The 17,050-nt window shown below is 72.9% G+C and carries 15 protein-coding genes and 1 pseudogene; 8 read left to right on the top strand and 8 right to left on the bottom strand.

Annotation, left to right across the window (positions count from 1 at the left end):
- Positions 1–8 precede the first annotated feature (8 nt).
- Complete coding sequence (locus ACH4N1_RS12390; protein WP_398096598.1) at positions 9–848, bottom strand: alpha/beta hydrolase; 840 nt, start codon at positions 846–848, stop codon at positions 9–11.
- 174 nt (positions 849–1,022) lie between these two features.
- On the opposite strand from ACH4N1_RS12390, the gene ACH4N1_RS12395 reads away from it, so the two are divergent.
- The 7 genes from ACH4N1_RS12395 (at position 1,023) to ACH4N1_RS12425 (ending at position 8,903) form a co-directional block, all read left to right on the top strand.
- The gene (locus ACH4N1_RS12395; protein ID WP_398096599.1) at positions 1,023–1,802 is read left to right on the top strand and encodes a response regulator transcription factor; all 780 of its coding nucleotides are present in this window, start codon (positions 1,023–1,025) and stop codon (positions 1,800–1,802) included.
- Between the two features lie 86 nt (positions 1,803–1,888).
- Positions 1,889–2,911: a LacI family DNA-binding transcriptional regulator gene (locus tag ACH4N1_RS12400; protein ID WP_363086876.1), complete on the top strand. Its 1,023-nt coding sequence runs from the start codon at positions 1,889–1,891 to the stop codon at positions 2,909–2,911.
- Positions 2,912–3,063: 152 nt separating this feature from the next.
- The gene (locus ACH4N1_RS12405) at positions 3,064–4,218 is read left to right on the top strand and encodes a S1C family serine protease (RefSeq protein ID WP_398096602.1); all 1,155 of its coding nucleotides are present in this window, start codon (positions 3,064–3,066) and stop codon (positions 4,216–4,218) included.
- Positions 4,219–4,247: 29 nt separating this feature from the next.
- Complete coding sequence (locus tag ACH4N1_RS12410) at positions 4,248–4,457, top strand: hypothetical protein (RefSeq protein WP_398096603.1); 210 nt, start codon at positions 4,248–4,250, stop codon at positions 4,455–4,457.
- Between the two features lie 55 nt (positions 4,458–4,512).
- Positions 4,513–5,247, top strand: a complete 735-nt coding sequence (locus tag ACH4N1_RS12415) for a response regulator transcription factor (RefSeq protein ID WP_366061041.1) — start codon at positions 4,513–4,515, stop codon at positions 5,245–5,247.
- The gene (locus tag ACH4N1_RS12420; protein ID WP_398096605.1) at positions 5,244–6,674 is read left to right on the top strand and encodes an ATP-binding protein; all 1,431 of its coding nucleotides are present in this window, start codon (positions 5,244–5,246) and stop codon (positions 6,672–6,674) included. The genes ACH4N1_RS12415 and ACH4N1_RS12420 overlap by 4 nt, the downstream gene beginning before the upstream one ends.
- 126 nt (positions 6,675–6,800) lie before the next feature.
- The gene (locus tag ACH4N1_RS12425) at positions 6,801–8,903 is read left to right on the top strand and encodes a pectinesterase family protein (protein ID WP_398096607.1); all 2,103 of its coding nucleotides are present in this window, start codon (positions 6,801–6,803) and stop codon (positions 8,901–8,903) included.
- 23 nt (positions 8,904–8,926) lie between these two features.
- On the opposite strand, the pseudogene ACH4N1_RS12430 reads toward ACH4N1_RS12425, so the two are convergent.
- Both ACH4N1_RS12430 and ACH4N1_RS12435 read right to left on the bottom strand, forming a co-directional pair.
- A pseudogene (locus tag ACH4N1_RS12430) lies at positions 8,927–8,998 on the bottom strand (DUF397 domain-containing protein); the annotation flags it as partial.
- 89 nt (positions 8,999–9,087) lie between these two features.
- Positions 9,088–10,890 (bottom strand): bifunctional metallophosphatase/5'-nucleotidase, encoded by a 1,803-nt coding sequence (locus tag ACH4N1_RS12435; RefSeq protein WP_398096608.1) that lies wholly within the window; start codon positions 10,888–10,890, stop codon positions 9,088–9,090.
- 337 nt (positions 10,891–11,227) lie between these two features.
- On the opposite strand from ACH4N1_RS12435, the gene mshD reads away from it, so the two are divergent.
- Positions 11,228–12,154, top strand: a complete 927-nt coding sequence (gene mshD / locus ACH4N1_RS12440) for a mycothiol synthase (RefSeq protein WP_398096609.1) — start codon at positions 11,228–11,230, stop codon at positions 12,152–12,154.
- Positions 12,155–12,161: 7 nt separating this feature from the next.
- Here the strand turns inward: mshD and ACH4N1_RS12445 are convergent, their stop codons facing one another.
- The 5 genes from ACH4N1_RS12445 to ACH4N1_RS12465 form a co-directional block, all read right to left on the bottom strand.
- Positions 12,162–12,980 (bottom strand): ABC transporter, encoded by an 819-nt coding sequence (locus tag ACH4N1_RS12445; protein ID WP_398096611.1) that lies wholly within the window; start codon positions 12,978–12,980, stop codon positions 12,162–12,164.
- Positions 12,968–14,521 carry an ABC transporter permease gene (locus ACH4N1_RS12450; protein ID WP_398096613.1) on the bottom strand — a complete coding sequence of 518 codons (1,554 nt, stop codon included), beginning with the start codon at positions 14,519–14,521 and terminating at the stop codon, positions 12,968–12,970. Before ACH4N1_RS12450 ends, ACH4N1_RS12445 begins: the two co-directional genes overlap by 13 nt.
- Positions 14,518–15,387: an ABC transporter ATP-binding protein gene (locus tag ACH4N1_RS12455; RefSeq protein WP_398096614.1), complete on the bottom strand. Its 870-nt coding sequence runs from the start codon at positions 15,385–15,387 to the stop codon at positions 14,518–14,520. Before ACH4N1_RS12455 ends, ACH4N1_RS12450 begins: the two co-directional genes overlap by 4 nt.
- Before the next feature lie 47 nt (positions 15,388–15,434).
- Entirely contained in the window at positions 15,435–16,277 is an 843-nt protein-coding gene (locus ACH4N1_RS12460; protein WP_398096616.1) for a zf-HC2 domain-containing protein, read from the bottom strand.
- A 67-nt stretch (positions 16,278–16,344) separates the two neighbouring features.
- A complete protein-coding gene (locus tag ACH4N1_RS12465) occupies positions 16,345–16,893 on the bottom strand; it encodes an RNA polymerase sigma factor (RefSeq protein ID WP_382785661.1) in 549 nt (182 codons plus the stop codon).
- Between the last annotated feature and the right edge of the window lie 157 nt (positions 16,894–17,050).

Genomic DNA, 17,050 nt, shown 5'->3' on the forward strand with positions numbered 1-17,050 from the left:
GGGCCAGGCTAGCCCGCCCGGGCGGCCGTCCAGGCACCGATGCGGGTCAGGAGGCCGTCGGTCGCGGCGTGCTCGGCGTGGCCCATGCCCGGCTCCACCCACAGTTCACCGTGGTCGCCCGCGGCCTCGGCCAGCATGCGGGGGTGGTCGAGGGGGAAGTAGCCGTCGCGGTCGCCGTGGATTATCAGCAGAGGTGTGGGCGCGATCCCGGGGACCGCCTCGACCGGGGAGAGCGGGACCGGGTCCCAGTCGCGGTGGTGGATGCGGGTGCGCAGGCCGTAGCGGCCGACCAGGCGGCCCGCCGGGCGGGTGACCAGCCAGTGCAGCCGGCGCATGGGGGCCGTGCCCCGGTAGTACCAGCGGGCGGGGGCGCTGACGGAGACCACCGCGTCGACCGTGCCGGTGTGCAGGGCCGCGTGCCGCAGCACCACCGAGCCGCCCATGGAGAAGCCGACGGTGGCCACGCGCGCGTGCCCGAGCCGGCGGGCCCAGGCGACGGCCGCGTCCAGGTCGAGCACCTCCCGGTCGCCGACGGTGGAGCGGCCGCCGGAGCGTCCGTGCCCGCGGAAGGAGAAGGTGACGACGGCCCCGTACCGGGCGAGCACCGAGGCGATCCGGCGCACGTGCGGGCGGTCCGCGTCCCCGGTGAAGCCGTGGGCCACGACGAACACCAGGCCACGGGAAGGTGACGCGGAGGCGTCGTATACGACCGCACCCGGGTCGTATACGGAATCGACGGAAACGCCGTCGGCCGTGGGCAGAAACGTCCGCAATGGTGCCCCCGTGCCCGTCTCAGGGTTCGGACGAACGGTGGAATGTGCCCCATGACCAGCCGGACCGTTGCTCATGTGGGCTATTCTGCTGGGCAGAGGACTCGGGCAGCGAAGCCCCCGGGTCCTTTCGTGCTTTCGGAAGCGTTGTATACGAAGCGGGAAACCGCGGGTGTACGGGGCCCCGGGACGCGCAGAGCAGTGCCGCAGTGCCGCAAACGTCCTCGCAGGGACCGAGGAGGAACCAGACGTATGAGTTCTCTGCTGCTCCTGACCAACGCCCTCCAGCCGTCGACGGAGGTGCTGCCCGCGCTCGGACTGCTGCTGCACAACGTGCGGGTGGCTCCGGCGGAGGGCCCCGCCCTCGTCGACACCCCGGGCGCCGACGTCATCCTGATCGACGGGCGCCGTGACCTCCCCCAGGTCCGCAGCCTGTGCCAGCTGCTGCGCTCCACGGGCCCCGGCTGTCCGCTCGTCCTGGTCGTCACCGAGGGCGGCCTCGCCGCCGTCACCGCCGACTGGGGCATCGACGACGTCCTGCTCGACACCGCCGGCCCGGCGGAGGTCGAGGCACGGCTGCGGCTGGCGATGGGCCGGCAGCAGATCGTCAACGACGACTCTCCCATGGAGATCCGCAACGGCGACCTGTCGGTCGACGAGGCGACGTACTCCGCCAAGCTCAAGGGCCGGGTCCTCGACCTCACCTTCAAGGAGTTCGAGCTCCTGAAGTACCTCGCGCAGCACCCGGGCCGCGTCTTCACCCGCGCCCAGCTCCTCCAGGAGGTCTGGGGCTACGACTACTTCGGCGGCACCCGGACGGTCGACGTGCACGTACGACGGCTGCGCGCCAAGCTCGGCCCGGAGCACGAGTCGCTGATCGGAACCGTCCGCAACGTCGGTTATCGATTCGTTACCCCCGAGAAGGTCGACCGTGCCGCCGAGGAGGCCAAGGCCGCGGCGGACCGGGCAAAGACGGAAGATGCGGACAATGAGGTGCCCGTGGGTGCCGAGGGGATCTCCGCGGAGGCGTAGCCGCCGCTCAGGCCGGGCGTCGCTCCCGCTCGGGGAAGCTGCTCGACGCCCTGCCCGTGGCGGATCCATCCGCGTAGACTCCGCGCGTGGCCAAGGTAACCAGGGATGATGTGGCACGGCTGGCGGGGACGTCCACCGCCGTCGTCAGCTATGTCATCAACAACGGACCCCGGCCGGTCGCCCCGGCCACGCGCGAGCGTGTCCTCGCCGCCATCAAGGAGCTGGGGTACCGGCCCGACCGGGTCGCGCAGGCGATGGCGTCGCGGCGCACGGACCTCATAGGCCTGATCGTGCCGGACGCCCGCCAGCCCTTCTTCGGGGAGATGGCGCACGCGGTCGAACAGGCCGCCTCCGAGCGCGGGAAAATGGTGCTGGTCGGCAACTCCGACTACGTCGGCGAACGCGAGGTCCACTACCTGCGCGCCTTCCTGGGCATGCGGGTGTCCGGCCTGATCCTCGTCAGCCACGCGCTGAACGACAACGCGGCCGCCGAGATCGACGCCTGGGACGCCCGCGTGGTGCTGCTCCACGAGCGGCCCGAGGCCATCGACGACGTCGCCGTCGTCACCGACGACCTGGGCGGCGCCCAGCTCGCCGTGCGCCACCTCCTGGAGCACGGCTACCCGTACGTCGCCTGCGTGGGCGGCACCGCCGAGACGCCCTCCGTCGGCGACCCGGTCTCCGACCACGTCGAGGGCTGGCGGCGGGCCATGGACGAGGCCGGCCTACCCACCGAGGGCCGGCTCTTCGAAGCCCCCTACAACCGTTACGACGCCTACAAGGTGGGGCTGGAGCTGCTGTCGGGCCCGGACCGGCCGCCGGCCGTCTTCTGCTCCACCGACGACCAGGCGATCGGCCTGCTGCGGGCGGCGCGCGAGCTGCGCATCGACGTCCCCGGCGAGCTGGGCGTGGTCGGCTTCGACGACATCAAGGAGGCCGCGCTCGCCGACCCGCCGCTGACCACGGTCGCCTCCGACCGCTCGGCGATGGCCCGCGCGGCCGTCGACCTGGTCCTGGACGACGGGCTGCGGGTCGCGGGCTCGCGCCGCGAGCGGCTCAAGGTGTTCCCGTCCCGTCTGGTGGTCCGCCGCTCCTGCGGCTGCGAGTGAGCCCGGCACGCTCCCGGCCACACCGTACGAGGCTTCCCTGAGAGCGGCCGACCCCACGCGAGAACCGTCTTCATTTCGGGCATACGAGGTTCTGCCGGGCTTCTCAGGGAGCACTCAGGCAGCTCTCATGCTCGGGCGGAAAGCTCTGTTCCATGACCGAGAGCATCCGCCGCAGCGGCGAGTACGAGAACCACGAGAACCCGTACCAGGGCGCCCCGCAGCACGCTTCCGCCCCCGTGGACCCGGCATGGCCGCCCCCGCCGGCGCACCACCCGGCCGCGCCGCAGCCCGTCGGCCCGGCCGCCGGGTGGCAGACGCCGGGTCGGCCCGCCGGCGCCTGGGACGACGCCGCGGCCGGTGACGGCAACGGCGGCGGCACCGCTCTCCTGACGCCCGTGGCCGCCGCCCCCGGCCCCGTTCCCCCGAGGAGGCGCGCGGCGCGCGGCCCGATGGCGCTGCTCGCCGCCGTGGCGATCGTCGCCGCGGCGATCGGCGGCGGCACCGCCTACGGCATACAGGAGCTGACCGGCAAGGACCAGGTGGCCGCCTCCTCCACGACCACCAGCGTGGTGCCGGCCGCCAGGACCGGTGACGTCGCCGGCATCGCCGCCGCGGTCAGCCCGAGCGTCGTCGAGATCAACGCCACCCTCGGCGGCGGCTCCTCGACCGGCTCCGGCGTGATCATCACCAGCGACGGCGAGATCCTCACCAACAACCACGTCATCGCCGGCGCCTCCTCGATCAAGGTGTCGACCAGCGACGGCAAGGAGTACACGGCCGAGGTCGTCGGCACCGACAGCAAGAAGGACCTGGCCCTGATCAAGCTGGCGAACGCCTCCGGCCTCAAGACGGCCACCCTCGGCGACTCCGACGGCGTCAAGGTCGGCGACACGGTCGTGGCGATCGGCTCACCCGAGGGCCTCACCGGCACCGTGACCAGCGGCATCGTCTCCGCCCTCGACCGGGACGTGACCGTCTCCACCGACGAGAGCCAGGGACAGCAGCAACAGCAGCAGGGCGGCGGCTGGCCGTTCGAGTTCGGCGGTCAGCAGTTCAACGGCGACACCGGCTCGTCCACCACGACGTACAAGGCGCTCCAGACGGACGCCTCCCTCAACCCCGGCAACTCCGGCGGCGCCCTGATCGACGCCGGCGGCAACATCATCGGCATCAACTCCGCGATGTACTCCGCCGCCGACGCCACCTCCTCCTCCACCGCGGGCAGCGTCGGCCTCGGCTTCGCCATCCCGATCAACACCGTCAAGGCCGACCTCGCCACGCTGCGGGCCGGCGGCTCCGACAGCTGAACCCCCTTCCAGCGCTCAGGGAGTACGTCATGATCAAGCAGGTTCCGCACCCGGTGACCGGCGTCGGCGCGGCCGACCTCGCCCTGGCCCTCGACGTGGTGTACGCACTGCACGCCCCGACGGCACCGCCCCGGGCCCCGGAGGTCGGCGTCCCGCAGCTGATGGGCCTGCGCACCGGCGCCGCCCGCCCGCACCGCCGCAAGGTGCCGTTGAACCGGCTCACTACGATGCGAGGCTGAGAGGGTCCCGCCCGCAGCACCCCGCCGCCCCACCGCACCCGAGGGAATCCACGCCATGAGCCCCGCCGAAGGCGACCGTGACACCCAGCGCATCCTGATCGTCGACGACGAGCCGGCGGTGCGCGAAGCGCTCCAGCGCAGCCTCGCCTTCGAGGGCTACGACACGGAGGTCGCCGTGGACGGCGCGGACGCCCTGGAGAAGGCCACCGGCTACCGGCCCGACCTCGTCGTCCTCGACATCCAGATGCCCCGCATGGACGGCCTCACCGCCGCCCGCCGCATCCGCGGGGCCGGCGACACCACCCCGATCCTCATGCTGACCGCCCGCGACACCGTCGGCGACCGCGTCACCGGACTCGACGCGGGCGCCGACGACTACCTGGTCAAGCCGTTCGAACTGGACGAGCTGTTCGCCCGCGTACGGGCCCTGCTGCGGCGCAGCTCCTACGCCGCGGCCGCCGGCGCGGGCACCGACGACGACGAGGTCCTCACCTTCGCCGACCTGCGCATGAACCTCGCGACGCGGGAGGTGACGCGCGCCGGGCGGGCCGTCGAGCTGACCCGTACCGAGTTCACCCTCCTGGAGATGTTCATGGCGCACCCGCGTCAGGTCCTCACCCGCGAGCAGATCCTCAAGGCCGTGTGGGGCTTCGACTTCGAGCCCTCGTCCAACTCCCTCGACGTGTACGTCATGTACCTGCGCCGAAAGACGGAGGCCGGCGGCGAACCGCGCCTCGTGCACACCGTGCGGGGCGTGGGATACGTGTTGCGGCAGGGCGGCGCGGAGTGAAACGGGTCGTACGGCGGCTGCGCACCCTTCCCATCCGGGCCCGGCTGTCGATGCTGGTCGCCGCGGCGGTGGCGTTCGCGGTGGCGGCGGTGTCGGTGACCTGCTGGTTCATCGTGCAGGGGAAGCTGTACGAGCAGGTGGACGGCGACCTGAGGAAGATGGTGGCCCAGCCGAGGCTCGACGACCAGATCGAGAACGTGCTCAGGACGTGCCCGCAGGACACCCAGCCCAATCCCGGCTACCTGGGCAACAGCTACTTCCAGATCGTGACGGCGAACGACACGGTCTGCGTCAACTCGTACTCCGCCGGCAAGGTGAAGGTCTCCGCCGCCGACCGGAAGGTGATCGCGAACGCGGACGACAGCGCCGACGGCGTGTTCCACGACGGCACCGCCGACAACGGTGAGGCCGTACGCGTGCTGACGCTGCCCGTGCAGACCAACGCGGGGCCGGTGGCGCTCGTCCTCGCCACCCCCCTCAAGAGCACCGAGAAGACCCTCAACGACCTCGCCCTCGTCCTCCTCCTCGTCTCCGGGATCGGAGTCCTCGGCGCAGGTGCCGCGGGCCTGGCCGTCGCCCGCGCGGGTCTGCGCCCCGTCGACAAGCTGACCGAGGCCGTCGAGCACGTCGCACGCACCGAGGATCTCGGCATCCGCATCCCCGTCGAGGACGACAGCGAGGACGAGGTGGCCCGCCTGTCCAGGTCGTTCAACTCGATGACCGCCTCCCTGGCCAGCTCCCGCGAGCTGCAGCAGCAGCTCATCGCGGACGCGGGCCACGAACTCCGCACCCCCCTCACCTCCCTGCGCACCAACATCGAGCTGCTCACCCGCAGCGAGGAGACGGGCCGGCCCCTCCCGGAGGCGGACCGCAAGGCGCTGCTCGCGTCGGTGAAGGCGCAGATGACCGAACTGGCCGCGCTCATCGGCGACCTGCAGGAGCTGTCCCGCTCGGAGGGGCAGCGGGGCGAGCGGGTCCAGGTGGTCTCCCTCGAGGACACCGTGGAGTCGGCCCTGCGCCGGGCGCGGCTGCGGGGCCCGGAACTGACCATCACGGCCGCGCTGGACCCCTGGTACGTGCGGGCGGAGCCGGCCACGCTGGAGCGGGCGGTGGTCAACGTCCTCGACAACGCGGTGAAGTTCAGTCCGCGGGGCGGCTGCGTGGAGGTCGCGCTCTCCGACGGCGTCCTGACCGTCCGCGACCACGGCCCCGGCATCCCCGAGGACGAACTCCCGTACGTCTTCGACCGGTTCTGGCGTTCCCCGAGCGCGCGGGCGCTCCCCGGGTCGGGTCTCGGCCTGTCGATCGTCGCGCGCACGGTGCGCGAGGCCGGCGGTGAGATCACGGTGGCCCGCGCGGAGGGCGGCGGCACGCTGGTGACCGTACGGCTCCCCGGCGCTCCGACGCCTCCGCCCGAGCTGCCGTAGCGCCCGCGCGGCCGTACTCCCCACGCGTTCGGGTGAGTTCGGCAACCTTTCCGCCGTGAGCGGCGACCACCCGGTGACCCGCACCCCTTCCGGGTGGTCCTCCTCCCACGGAACGGAACCCCACACATGACCGACATCGGCCGCAAGCCCCGGCACCGCAGGCGCAGGACCGGCGTGGCGCTGGGCGTGCCGCTCGTGCTGACCGCCGCCGGCACCTTCGCCTACGGCACGGACCTCGGACTGTTCGGTGCGCAGGCACAGGCGAACGCCTCCGCCGCCACCGCCGCCCCCGCCTGGGCGACCGCCACCGCCGACGGCTTCGCCTCGGTGAACGCGCTCGGGCAGAACGGGACGTACGGCGGCCGGGACGGCAGGACCGTCACCGTGAAGACGCTCGCCGATCTGGAGAAGTACGCGACGGCCGCCGAGCCGTACGTCATCGTCGTCGCCGCGACGATCACCATGGACCCGGTCGGCAAGGAGATCAAGGTCGCCTCCGACAAGACGATCGTGGGCTCCGGGACCTCCGGGCACATCGTGGGCGGCGGCTTCTTCCTCGGCCAGGGCGTCCACAACGTGATCATCCGGAACCTGACCATCCGGGACGCGTACCAGGGCGTCTGGAACGACAAGGACCACGACTTCGACGCGATCCAGATGGACGGGGCGCACCACGTCTGGATCGACCACAACGACCTGCGGCACATGGCCGACGGGCTCATCGACGTCCGCAAGGACAGCACCGATGTCACGGTGTCCTGGAACAAGCTGAGCGAGGACAACAAGGCCTTCGGCATCGGCTGGACCGAGAACGTCGTCACCGACATCACCATCCACCACAACTGGATCCGCGAGACCGAGCAGCGCAACCCGTCGACGGACAACGCCGCCCACGCGCACCTCTACAACAACTTCCTCGAGGACGTGGCCGGGACCACGATCAAGTCGTCGTACGGCAACTACTCGCGCGGCCGCACGAAGATGGTCCTGGAGAACTCCTACTTCCAGGGCATGAACAACCCCGTGACCAAGGACGGCACCGCGACGATCGTCCAGAAGGGCAACACCTTCGTCGGGACGAGCGGGCGCAACGAGAGCGGCGGCACCGCCTTCGACCCGAAGGCCTTCTACGCGTACACGCTCGACAAGACCGCCGACGTGCCCGCGCTGCTCAAGGCCGGTGCCGGGCCCCGCCCGACCATCGGCACCGGGTCCGCGACCACGGCGACGGGCACGACAGCCACGACAGCCACGACAGCCACGACCAAGGCGGCCGCCGCCACCACGCTCACCGTCGCCAAGGACGGCAGCGGGCAGTACTCGACCGTGCAGGCCGCCGTGAACGCCGTGCCGGCGAACAACCCCTCGCGCGTCGTGATCGCCGTCAAGCCGGGCACGTACCGCGAGCTGGTCAAGGTGCCCTCCAACAAGCCGCACGTCACCATCCAGGGCACCGGCGGCAGCCGCAAGGACACCACGATCGTCTACAACAACGCGTCGGGCACCCCCAAGCCCGGCGGGGGCACGTACGGCACCGGCGGCAGCGCCACCGTCGCCGTCGAGGCGGACGACTTCCAGGCCCGCAACCTGACCATCTCCAACGACTTCGACGAGGCCGCCCACCAGGACATCGCCGGCCAGGCGGTCGCCCTGCGCACCGCCGCCGACAAGGTCTTCCTCGACGGCGTCATCGTCAGCGGCGACCAGGACACCCTGCTGGTGGACACCGCGTCCAAGGACAAGCTGGGCCGCGTCTACATGGCCAACTCGTACGTCGTCGGCAACGTCGACTTCATCTTCGGCCGGGCGACGGCGGTCATCGACAAGTCGGTCATCACGCTGAAGAAGCGCTGGAACGGCACCTCGGCCGGCTACGTCACCGCCCCCAGCACCGCGGCGGGCCGCAAGGGCATCCTGATCGCCAACTCCACGGTCAACGGCGACGTCTCCGACCGCTCCTTCCACCTCGGCCGCCCCTGGCACGCCGGCGGTGACGCCACCCTCGACCCGCAGACCACGGTCCGCAACACCACCCTCAGCGCCGCGATCCGGACCACCCCCTGGACCGACATGAGCGGCTTCTCCTGGAAGGACGACCGCTTCGCCGAGTACAAGAACACCGGGGCGGGCGCGGGCGCCGCGAGCAGCGACCGGCCGCAGCTGACCGACGCCCAGGCCGCGAACCAGGAGGTCGCGGACTGGCTGGGCGACTGGACGCCGACGGCCTGACCGCGCGCCGTGTGAGTCAGGAACGCCGCCCACGAGGCCGCGCCGAAGACCAGCACGTCCCCGTCCGGGACCTTGCCGTCCCGGACGGGGACGAGGGCCGGGGACCGCGGCTGAACGGCCGCCCCACGGCAGAGGCGGCCGCGTCGGTGACGCGGCCGCCTCTGCCGTGGGAGGAATCCCGGGGTTACTGCACGATCGTGATCCGGTTCGGCACCGGCGGCGCGATCGGAGCGGCGGCCGAGGAGTTGGCCGTCAGGTACTGCTCCAGGGCGGCCAGGTCGTCGAGGCCGACGAGGTCGTTCGTGCCCTGGCCCAGGGTGGTGAAGCCGTCGCCGCCACCCGCGAGGAAGCTGTTCGTCGCGACGCGGTAGGTGGCGGCCGGGTCGACGGCGGCGCCGTTCAGCTTGATGGAGTCCGTGACGACACGGTCGGCGCCGCTCTTCGTCAGGTCCAGCGTGTACGTCAGGTTCGCCGACGGCTGGAGGATCTTCGGCGCGCTCGCGTTCGACCCGCTCACCTGCTCCTTGAGCACCTGGACGAGCTGGGCGCCGGTGAAGTCCTGCAGGTTCACGGTGTTGGCGAACGGCTGGACGGTGAAGCCCTCGGCGTAGGTGACCACGCCGTCGCCCTCAGCGCCCTTGGCGGCGTAGGTCAGACCGGCCCGCACCCCACCGGGGTTCATCAGCGCCAGGTCCGCCTCGGCGTCCAGCTTCCTGCCGTACCAGAGCTGCGCGTCCGCGATCAGGTCGCCCATCGGGGACTCGGTGCCCGTGTTGGGGACGTCGGCGGAGACATGGCCGATCGCGCGGTTGCCGATGGGCGCCGCCAGGGCGTTCCACTTGCCGATCAGCTCGGTCATGTCCGTCGCCTTGGGGACGGTCCGGGTGACCACGTGGTTCGCCGACTTCACCGCCGTACGGGCGATGTCCCCCGTGAAGCGGTCGTACGTCAGCGTGGTGTCCGTGTAGAGACGGCCGAACGAGGCGGCCGAGGTCACCGTGCGCGGCTTGCCCGCCGGGTCGTTGACCGTGCAGGCGTACGCGGCGTGCGTGTGACCCGTGACCAGGGCGTCCACCGACGGCGAGACGTTCTTCGCGATGTCGACGATCGGGCCCGAGATGCCGTCGCCCGCGCCCGGCGAGTCGCAGTCGTAGTTGTAGGAGGTGGAGGCCGGCAGGCCGCCCTCGTGGATCAGCGCCACGATCGACTTCACGCCCTGGCGCTGGAGCTCCTTGGCGTACTTGTTGATCGTCTCGACCTCGTCCTTGAACTTCAGGCCCTTGACGCCCTCCGCGGAGACGATGCCCGGCGTGTTCTCCAGGGTCACGCCGATGAAGCCGATCTTGACGTCCTTCTTCTTCCAGACCCAGTACGGCTTCAGGATCGGCTTGCCGGACTTCTCGTTCAGGACGTTCGCCGCGAGGTACGGGAAGTCGGCGCCGCCGAACTCCTCGTCCGTGTAGCAGCCGTCCGTCGGGTGGCAGCCGCCCTTCTGAAGCCGCTTCAGCTCCTTGGCGCCCTCGTCGAACTCGTGGTTGCCGACCGAGGTGACGTCCAGGTCCAGCTTGTTGAGCGCCTCGATGGTGGGCTCGTCGTGGAACAGGCCGGAGATCAGCGGGGAGGCGCCGACCATGTCGCCGCCGGCCGCGGTGATGGAGTACTTGTTGCCCTCGCGGGCCTGGCGCAGGTGCGTGGCCAGGTACTCCACACCGCCCGCGTCGATCGTCTTGGTCGTGCCGTCGGCCTGGAGTTCGGTGACCCGGCCGGAGGAACCGCTCGGCGGCTCGAGGTTGCCGTGCAGGTCGTTGAACGACAGCAGCTGCACGTCCTGGTAGCGGCTCGGCAGCGGCTTTCCGTGCCGGGCGTCCTGCGCACCCGCCGGCAGCGCGGCGACCAGTGCGCCGGCGGTGGCCAGACCGGCGGCCGCCGCGAGCAGCCCGTACGTACGGCGTCTGCGGCTCGGATGCGAGTGGGAAGTGGCTGGCATGCGCCCCCCTGTGGTGTCTGCTGTGGTGTCGACGTCCCCGGGGCCGGAAGGCCCTGCGAGGCGTCCGAGCCGGTGGCCCCGTCGGGCCGCAGCCTAGAGTCAACGCGCGTAGCGCGACAGGGGGTTCATGGTTACATCCTGGTTTCCCTTTGCCGTCCGCCGGGCATCCGCCCAGCTCCCGCCCGTGCCGGCCCGCGGTTCCCGGTGCTTCGGCACCACCGCTCCGGAAGGATCCGCGTCCCCTTCCCCGATGGATCCGCGTCCCCTTCCCCGATGGATCCGCGCCCCCTTCCCCGATGCCGCCACTTTGCCCGGCCCGACCCTTACCCTCGTACGCATGACCAGCGACGACCCGGCATCGGCCCCCGGCCAGCGATCCATCGAGAACCTCTCCGCGCTCTCCCCCGCACAGACCGAGGCCGTCCTCGACCTGCTCGCGGAGGCCGCCCGCAGCGACGGCCGCCAGGCGGTGTCCGAACAGGGCCGGCTGCAACTGCGGGGCGGCCCCCGCGAGGGCGTCTCCCACCTCCTGCTCTCCTTGGCCGGCGAACTCGTCGCCTACGCGCAGCTGGAGGACACCGACCCCGTCGAGGCCCCGGCCGCCGAGCTGGTCGTCCATCCCGCGCACCGCGGGCACGGGCACGGCCGGGCACTCGGCTCCGCCCTGCTCGCCGCCTCCGGCAAACGCCTGCGGGTGTGGGCCCACGGCGGCCATGCCGCCGCCCGGCACCTCGCCCAGGTGCTCGGGCTGTCGCTGTTCCGCGAACTGCGCCAGATGCGTCGGCCGTTGACCGACCTCGACCTGCCCGAGCCGGTGCTCCCCGAGGGGGTGACCGTCCGGACCTTCGTCCCCGGGCAGGACGACGGCGCCTGGCTGGCCGTCAACGCCGCCGCCTTCGCCCACCATCCCGAACAGGGCTCCCTCACCCAGCGCGACCTCGACGACCGCGAGGACCAGCCCTGGTTCGACCCCTCCGGCTTCTTCCTCGCCTTCCGCAGGGACCGGCTCGTCGGCTTCCACTGGACGAAGGTCCACGCCGAGGAGGGCCTCGGCGAGGTGTACGTCCTCGGTGTCGCCCCCGGCGCGCAGGGCGGCGGCCTCGGCAAGTCCCTGACCACGATCGGCCTGCGGCATCTCGCGGCGCAGCGGCTGCCCACCGCCATGCTCTACGTCGACGCGGACAACAAGGCGGCGGTGTCGGTGTACGAGCGGCTGGGGTTCGTCACGTACGAGACGGACCTGATGTACCGCACGGAGACCTGACCGCCCCTCACCCCCGCCCGGCGGGGGCGCCGACGGGGGCGCCGTCGGGGGGACCGGGGCGCACCCGGGTGCGTCTCAGCGGTTCGGGTGTGCACAGCGCTGTCGACACCAGCGTCAGCGCCAGGAGCACCGCCCACCGCACGTGGGTCTCCTCCCACCAGCGGTGACCCGGCAGGGTCAGCAGTCCCCACCGTGCCGGGACCAGCACCGCCACCGCCGCCAGCGCGCCGAGCCGTGCCACCGTCCCCTTCCCCACCTCCGCGGCGTGCGTGAAGCGCACGGCGGCGGTCGCCAGGGCGATGGCGCAGGCGGCCGTGGCGAGGGCCTCCAGGGTGACCGGGCCCAGGGGCGGGCGGGTCGGCCCGGGCAGCACGAGCAGGACCGCCGCCCACCACAGGACCATCAGCGGCACGGCCATCGCCAGGCGCAGGCCGGCGCGGAGGGGACGGCCGAGCGGGCTGGCGGCGGTGGTGTGCCGGGCCGGGTCGTCGAGCAGGAAGGCCAGGCCCACCCCGCCGGTCAGCGCGGTCAGCCGCAGTACCACCAGTCCCCAGGCCGGCCCCGGTGCCTGGTCCGGCAGCCGCGTGCTCGCCGCGAGCAGCAGCCCCGAGCCGGCCGTCGCCGTCAACGCCGCCCAGGGCAGGGACCGCCACACCGGCGGGGCGAGGGACCTGAGCAGGGTGTGGAGGCGGGGGGCCGGGCCGTGGCGGCCGTCAGAGGAGTTCGGGTGGCCGGGGGCGGCGTGACCCGAACCGCCGGGAGCGGCGTGACCCGAACCGCCGGGGGCGGGGTTCCCCGCCCCGTTCGCGTCTCCTACTCGTCGCACGACTCCACCCCCTGCGGCACCGCGACGCCCAGCAGCTTCGCCGCCTCGGCCGTCGAGGTCCGCGCGGACGTCAGTTCCGGCCAGTGCGCCTTGACCCGCGCGGTGATCTCCGCCCGGGGCCGGGCGAGCAGTTCGGCGACGACCTTCGTCTGGTGGGCCGTCAGGCTCAGCCCGTTCGTGGGGGCCAGGACCTGGCCTGAGCCGGTGGTGCTGTCGTCCAGCCGTACGTCCGCGAACGTGGCCATCGGGGTGGGGTCGGTGCCCAGCACCAGCCACATGATCGTCACCGCGCGGGCGTCGCACATGGTCCGGGTGGTGGCGTCCTCCGTGCCCGCCACGAGGACGGTGGCGGCTCCCACAGCGAACTCGGGGACGCGGTTGCCGCCCCAGCGGGTGCCGACCGTCACCTGGCCCGGGGTGGTGGAGGGGGTCAGCGCGGAGTCGGTCTCGATGCCCCCGCTGGTGTCGATGCGCTGGCGGACCGTCAGGGGTGTCGTCGTCGCGCTGCCGCCGGCCGCGGACCGGATCCGGTCGACGACCGCCGCCCAGTCGTCCCGCACCCCCTTCCACTCGGGGAAGGAGCAGTAGGCCGACCCGCCGTGCTCCGTGCACGACTGGACCTTCTGCGGGGTCGTGGACGCCGTCCTCCGTGCCGCTTCCAGGGCGTCGGTGTCCCGCGGGAGCTGGCCGATCGCGCCGGCCGTGGTGACCGCGAGGGCGAGCGCGGTCGCCGCCTTGACCGCGCGGGTGCGGCCGCCGGACAGCAGCAGGGCCGCGCAGGTCAGCACGGCGCACAGGCCCAGCAGATAGAGCGCGTGCCAGGCGGCCGGGCGGCCGAGGAGGTCGCTGGGGACCGGATCGCCGCCGGAGATCCCGGAGAAGACCAGGGGGGAGAGCCAGCCCGCCCCCGGCTCGTCCGACTCGGTGACGCCGGTGGCGAGGACCATGAGCAGATACACGGCGACCACGAAGAGCATGGGCGCGAAGGGCATGGGCACGAGCCGTGCCAGCAGGACACCGGTGATCCCCGCCATCAGGACGACCAGCGGCCCGACGGCGAGTTCGGCGACGGAGCCGTGGCCGATCGCGCCGGGCTTCAGGGCCTCCCGGGTGAACTCGGCCGCGACGACGACCGCGGTGAGCGCCGCGAACGGCACCGCGGACAGGAGGTGCGCGAGGACGCGCCGCCAGGGCTCCATCGCCATGACGTCGAACTGCTCGACCGTGCCGTGCCTGCGCGAGCGCAGGGCGGCGGCGTTGGTGCAGACGAGCAGGGCGACGGCGAGGAGCAGGGGGGACGTCTGGGTGTCGCGGTCGACCGTGTTGAGGACGGGGTAGTCGCTCATGCCGTCCTGGGACGCCAGCCGCGCGACGGTGAAGCCGACGTACAGGAACAGGAAGACCAGCATCGGCACCTGCTGGAGGAGTTCGCGGGTCTCGAAACGGGCCAGGGCGAGCATGGCGCCGGTGCGGCGGCCGGGCCCGGGGGGCTCGGGGAGCGCGGGGGCGGGTCCCCTCACCGTCGTGATCGTGGTGCTCATGCGGTCACCGTCCGGCTGTCGCTGTCGAGGGTGAGCAGATAGCCGTCCTCCAGGGTGGGTTCGAGGAGGTCGGCGCCCTCCGGCGGATCTCCGACGTTGCGGAAGGTGCCGGTGCCGGTGCGCCAGCCGGCCAGGGCGGCCGGGTCCCGCTCCGTGCTGCTCCAGACCCGGCCGGCCGCACGGGCGGTCAGCTCCGCGGGGGAGCCCTCGAAGCGGACGCGGCCCCGGGCGAGGACCACGACCCGGTGGCAGAGCATCGCCACGTCCTCGGTCTGGTGGGTGGACAGCAGGACCGTGCGCCCCTCACCGGCCTCGGCGATCAGCCCGCGGAAGCGCATGCGCTGCTCGGGGTCGAGACCGACGGTCGGCTCGTCCAGGACGAGGAAGCCGGGGTCGCCGACGAGCGCGGCGGCCAGCGCGACGCGCTGCCGCATGCCACCGGACAGCCGCTTGAGCCGCTTGCCCCGCACGTCGGCGAGGTCGACGGCGTCCAGCACGCGACGCACCTCGCGGAGCCGGGCGGTGCGGTCGGTCAGTTCCTTCAGGATCGCCACGTAGTCGACGAACTCGAAGGCCGTGAAGTCGGGGTGGAAGCCGGGCGTCTGCGGCAGGTAGCCGAGCGTGCGGCGCAGGGCCAGGCGGCCGGCCGACGTGCCGGGATCGTGGCCCAGGGCGGTGAACTCGCCCCGGTCCGGCGGCACCGCCGTGGCCAGCACCCGCAACAGGGTGGTCTTTCCGGCACCGTTGGGGCCGAGCAGGCCGGTCACGCCCCGCGTCAGGCGCAGCGAGACGCCGTCCAGGGCGTGGGTGCCGCCGTAGCGCAGGGACAGGCCGGTGGCCGTCACGGTGGTGGGCGGGGTGGTCATGCGGGACTCCTGGGATTCCGGTCGGTGGGCGGGGGCGGGCGCGGGCGTCATACGGCGCCGCCGTCCGGGAAGCCGCCCACGGGACGCGCGTCGAAGCGGTCCCGGGTCTGGTAGAGCAGCACGGTGGCGAGAGCCGCGACGGCCGCCGCGGCCGACTGCCCGGCCGCCGTGAAGGGCACGAGCGTGGTGGGGGAGTGCGCCTGCAACCGCGCCACCACCAGCAGCGTCAGCCAGGCCCCGCCCACCAGGGCGGGCGCGAGGACCGGGCCGAGCCGGGGGGTCAACGCCAGTCCGGTCGCGGTCAGGGCCAGCGCGGGCAGCAGCCAGGTCAGGGCCAGCAGCCCGTATCCCGGCAGGGCGAGGGTGGCCAGGCCGTTGAAGGCGAGGCCCGCGGTCAGCACCGCGGCCGTCCGGATCATCAGCAGGCGGAAGCCGTGCATCGGGGCGACGACGGCCATCTCGTACGACGGGTCGAGGGCCGGTCCGTACGACAGGGCGACCCCACCGAGCGGGAGCAGCGGGGCGAGCGCGAGGAACAGCGCGGGCCGGTCCACCAAGTGGACCGCCAGCACGGTCATGACCAGCAGGGACATCACCGCCAGCAGCCACGACCGGCGCAGCACCGGGGTGGCCGTCAGCAGCCGGGCGGTGTGGTCGGCCACGCCGAGCCGCACCAGCAGCCGCTCGACCGGGCCCGGCCGCGGCGCGTCCAGTTCGGCGTCCAGCCGCTCCCAGCCGGCGTCCAGCGCGACCGGGTCGACTGCCCCCGCGAGCCGGGACCGGCACGGGGCGCACCCCGCGAGATGCGTGTCGGCGGACCACAGCAGGGGCGCCACCAGTTCGCCCCGCGCGTAGGCGCGCAGGTCCTCCTCCGGTACGTGCCACGTCATGCCAGGGCCTCCTTCAGTCTGTCGGCCTCCGCGCATCCGCGCAGGCGCCCTTCCGTCACGTGCCGCCTCATGCCAGCGCCTCCCGCAGTTGCTTGCGGGCCCGCTGGGCCCGCGTCTTGACCGTGCCCGCGGGGATGCCGAGCAGGACGGCGGCCTCCCGGGTGGTGAGTCCGTCGATGACGGTGGCCTGGAGGACCGCCCGCAGCTCCGGGGAGAGACGGGTGAGGGCACCGGCGAGATCCCCGTGCTCCACTCCCGCGAGCACGCGCTCCTCCGCGGAGGCCTCGTCGCGGTGGCGCAGCCGGGCCAGGGCCTGACGCAGCCGCCCCCGCGCGCCGTCGCCGCGCACGGCGTCGACGAGGCGGCGGGCTCCGATGCGCCACAACCAGCCGGCCGCGTCCTCGGAGTGGCCCTCCTGGAAGCGGGCGGTGCCGCGCCACACCGCGAGGAACGTCTCCTGGACGACGTCGTCGACTATCGCGGCGTCGGCGCAGCGGCTGCGCATGCGCGCGGTCAGCCACGGCGCGTATCGCCGGTACAGCTCCTCGAAGGCGTGACGGTCCCCGTCCGCCGCGACGGCCCGCAGCAGCTCCCCGTCGCTTCTCGTTTCGCTCACATCCCCTCATCGGACGAGCCCCGCCGATCGGTTCACGATCCGGCACCCCAATTTTTTTCGCCCGCCACCCGGGGCGGGGGGGGGGGGGGGGGGGGGGGGGGGGGGGGGGGGGGGGGGGGGGGGGGGGGGGGGGGGGGGGGGGGGGGGGGGCGGGCGG

Origin of the sequence: Streptomyces sp. NPDC017202 (assembly GCF_044331705.1) — a bacterium.
GTDB lineage: Bacteria > Actinomycetota > Actinomycetes > Streptomycetales > Streptomycetaceae > Streptomyces.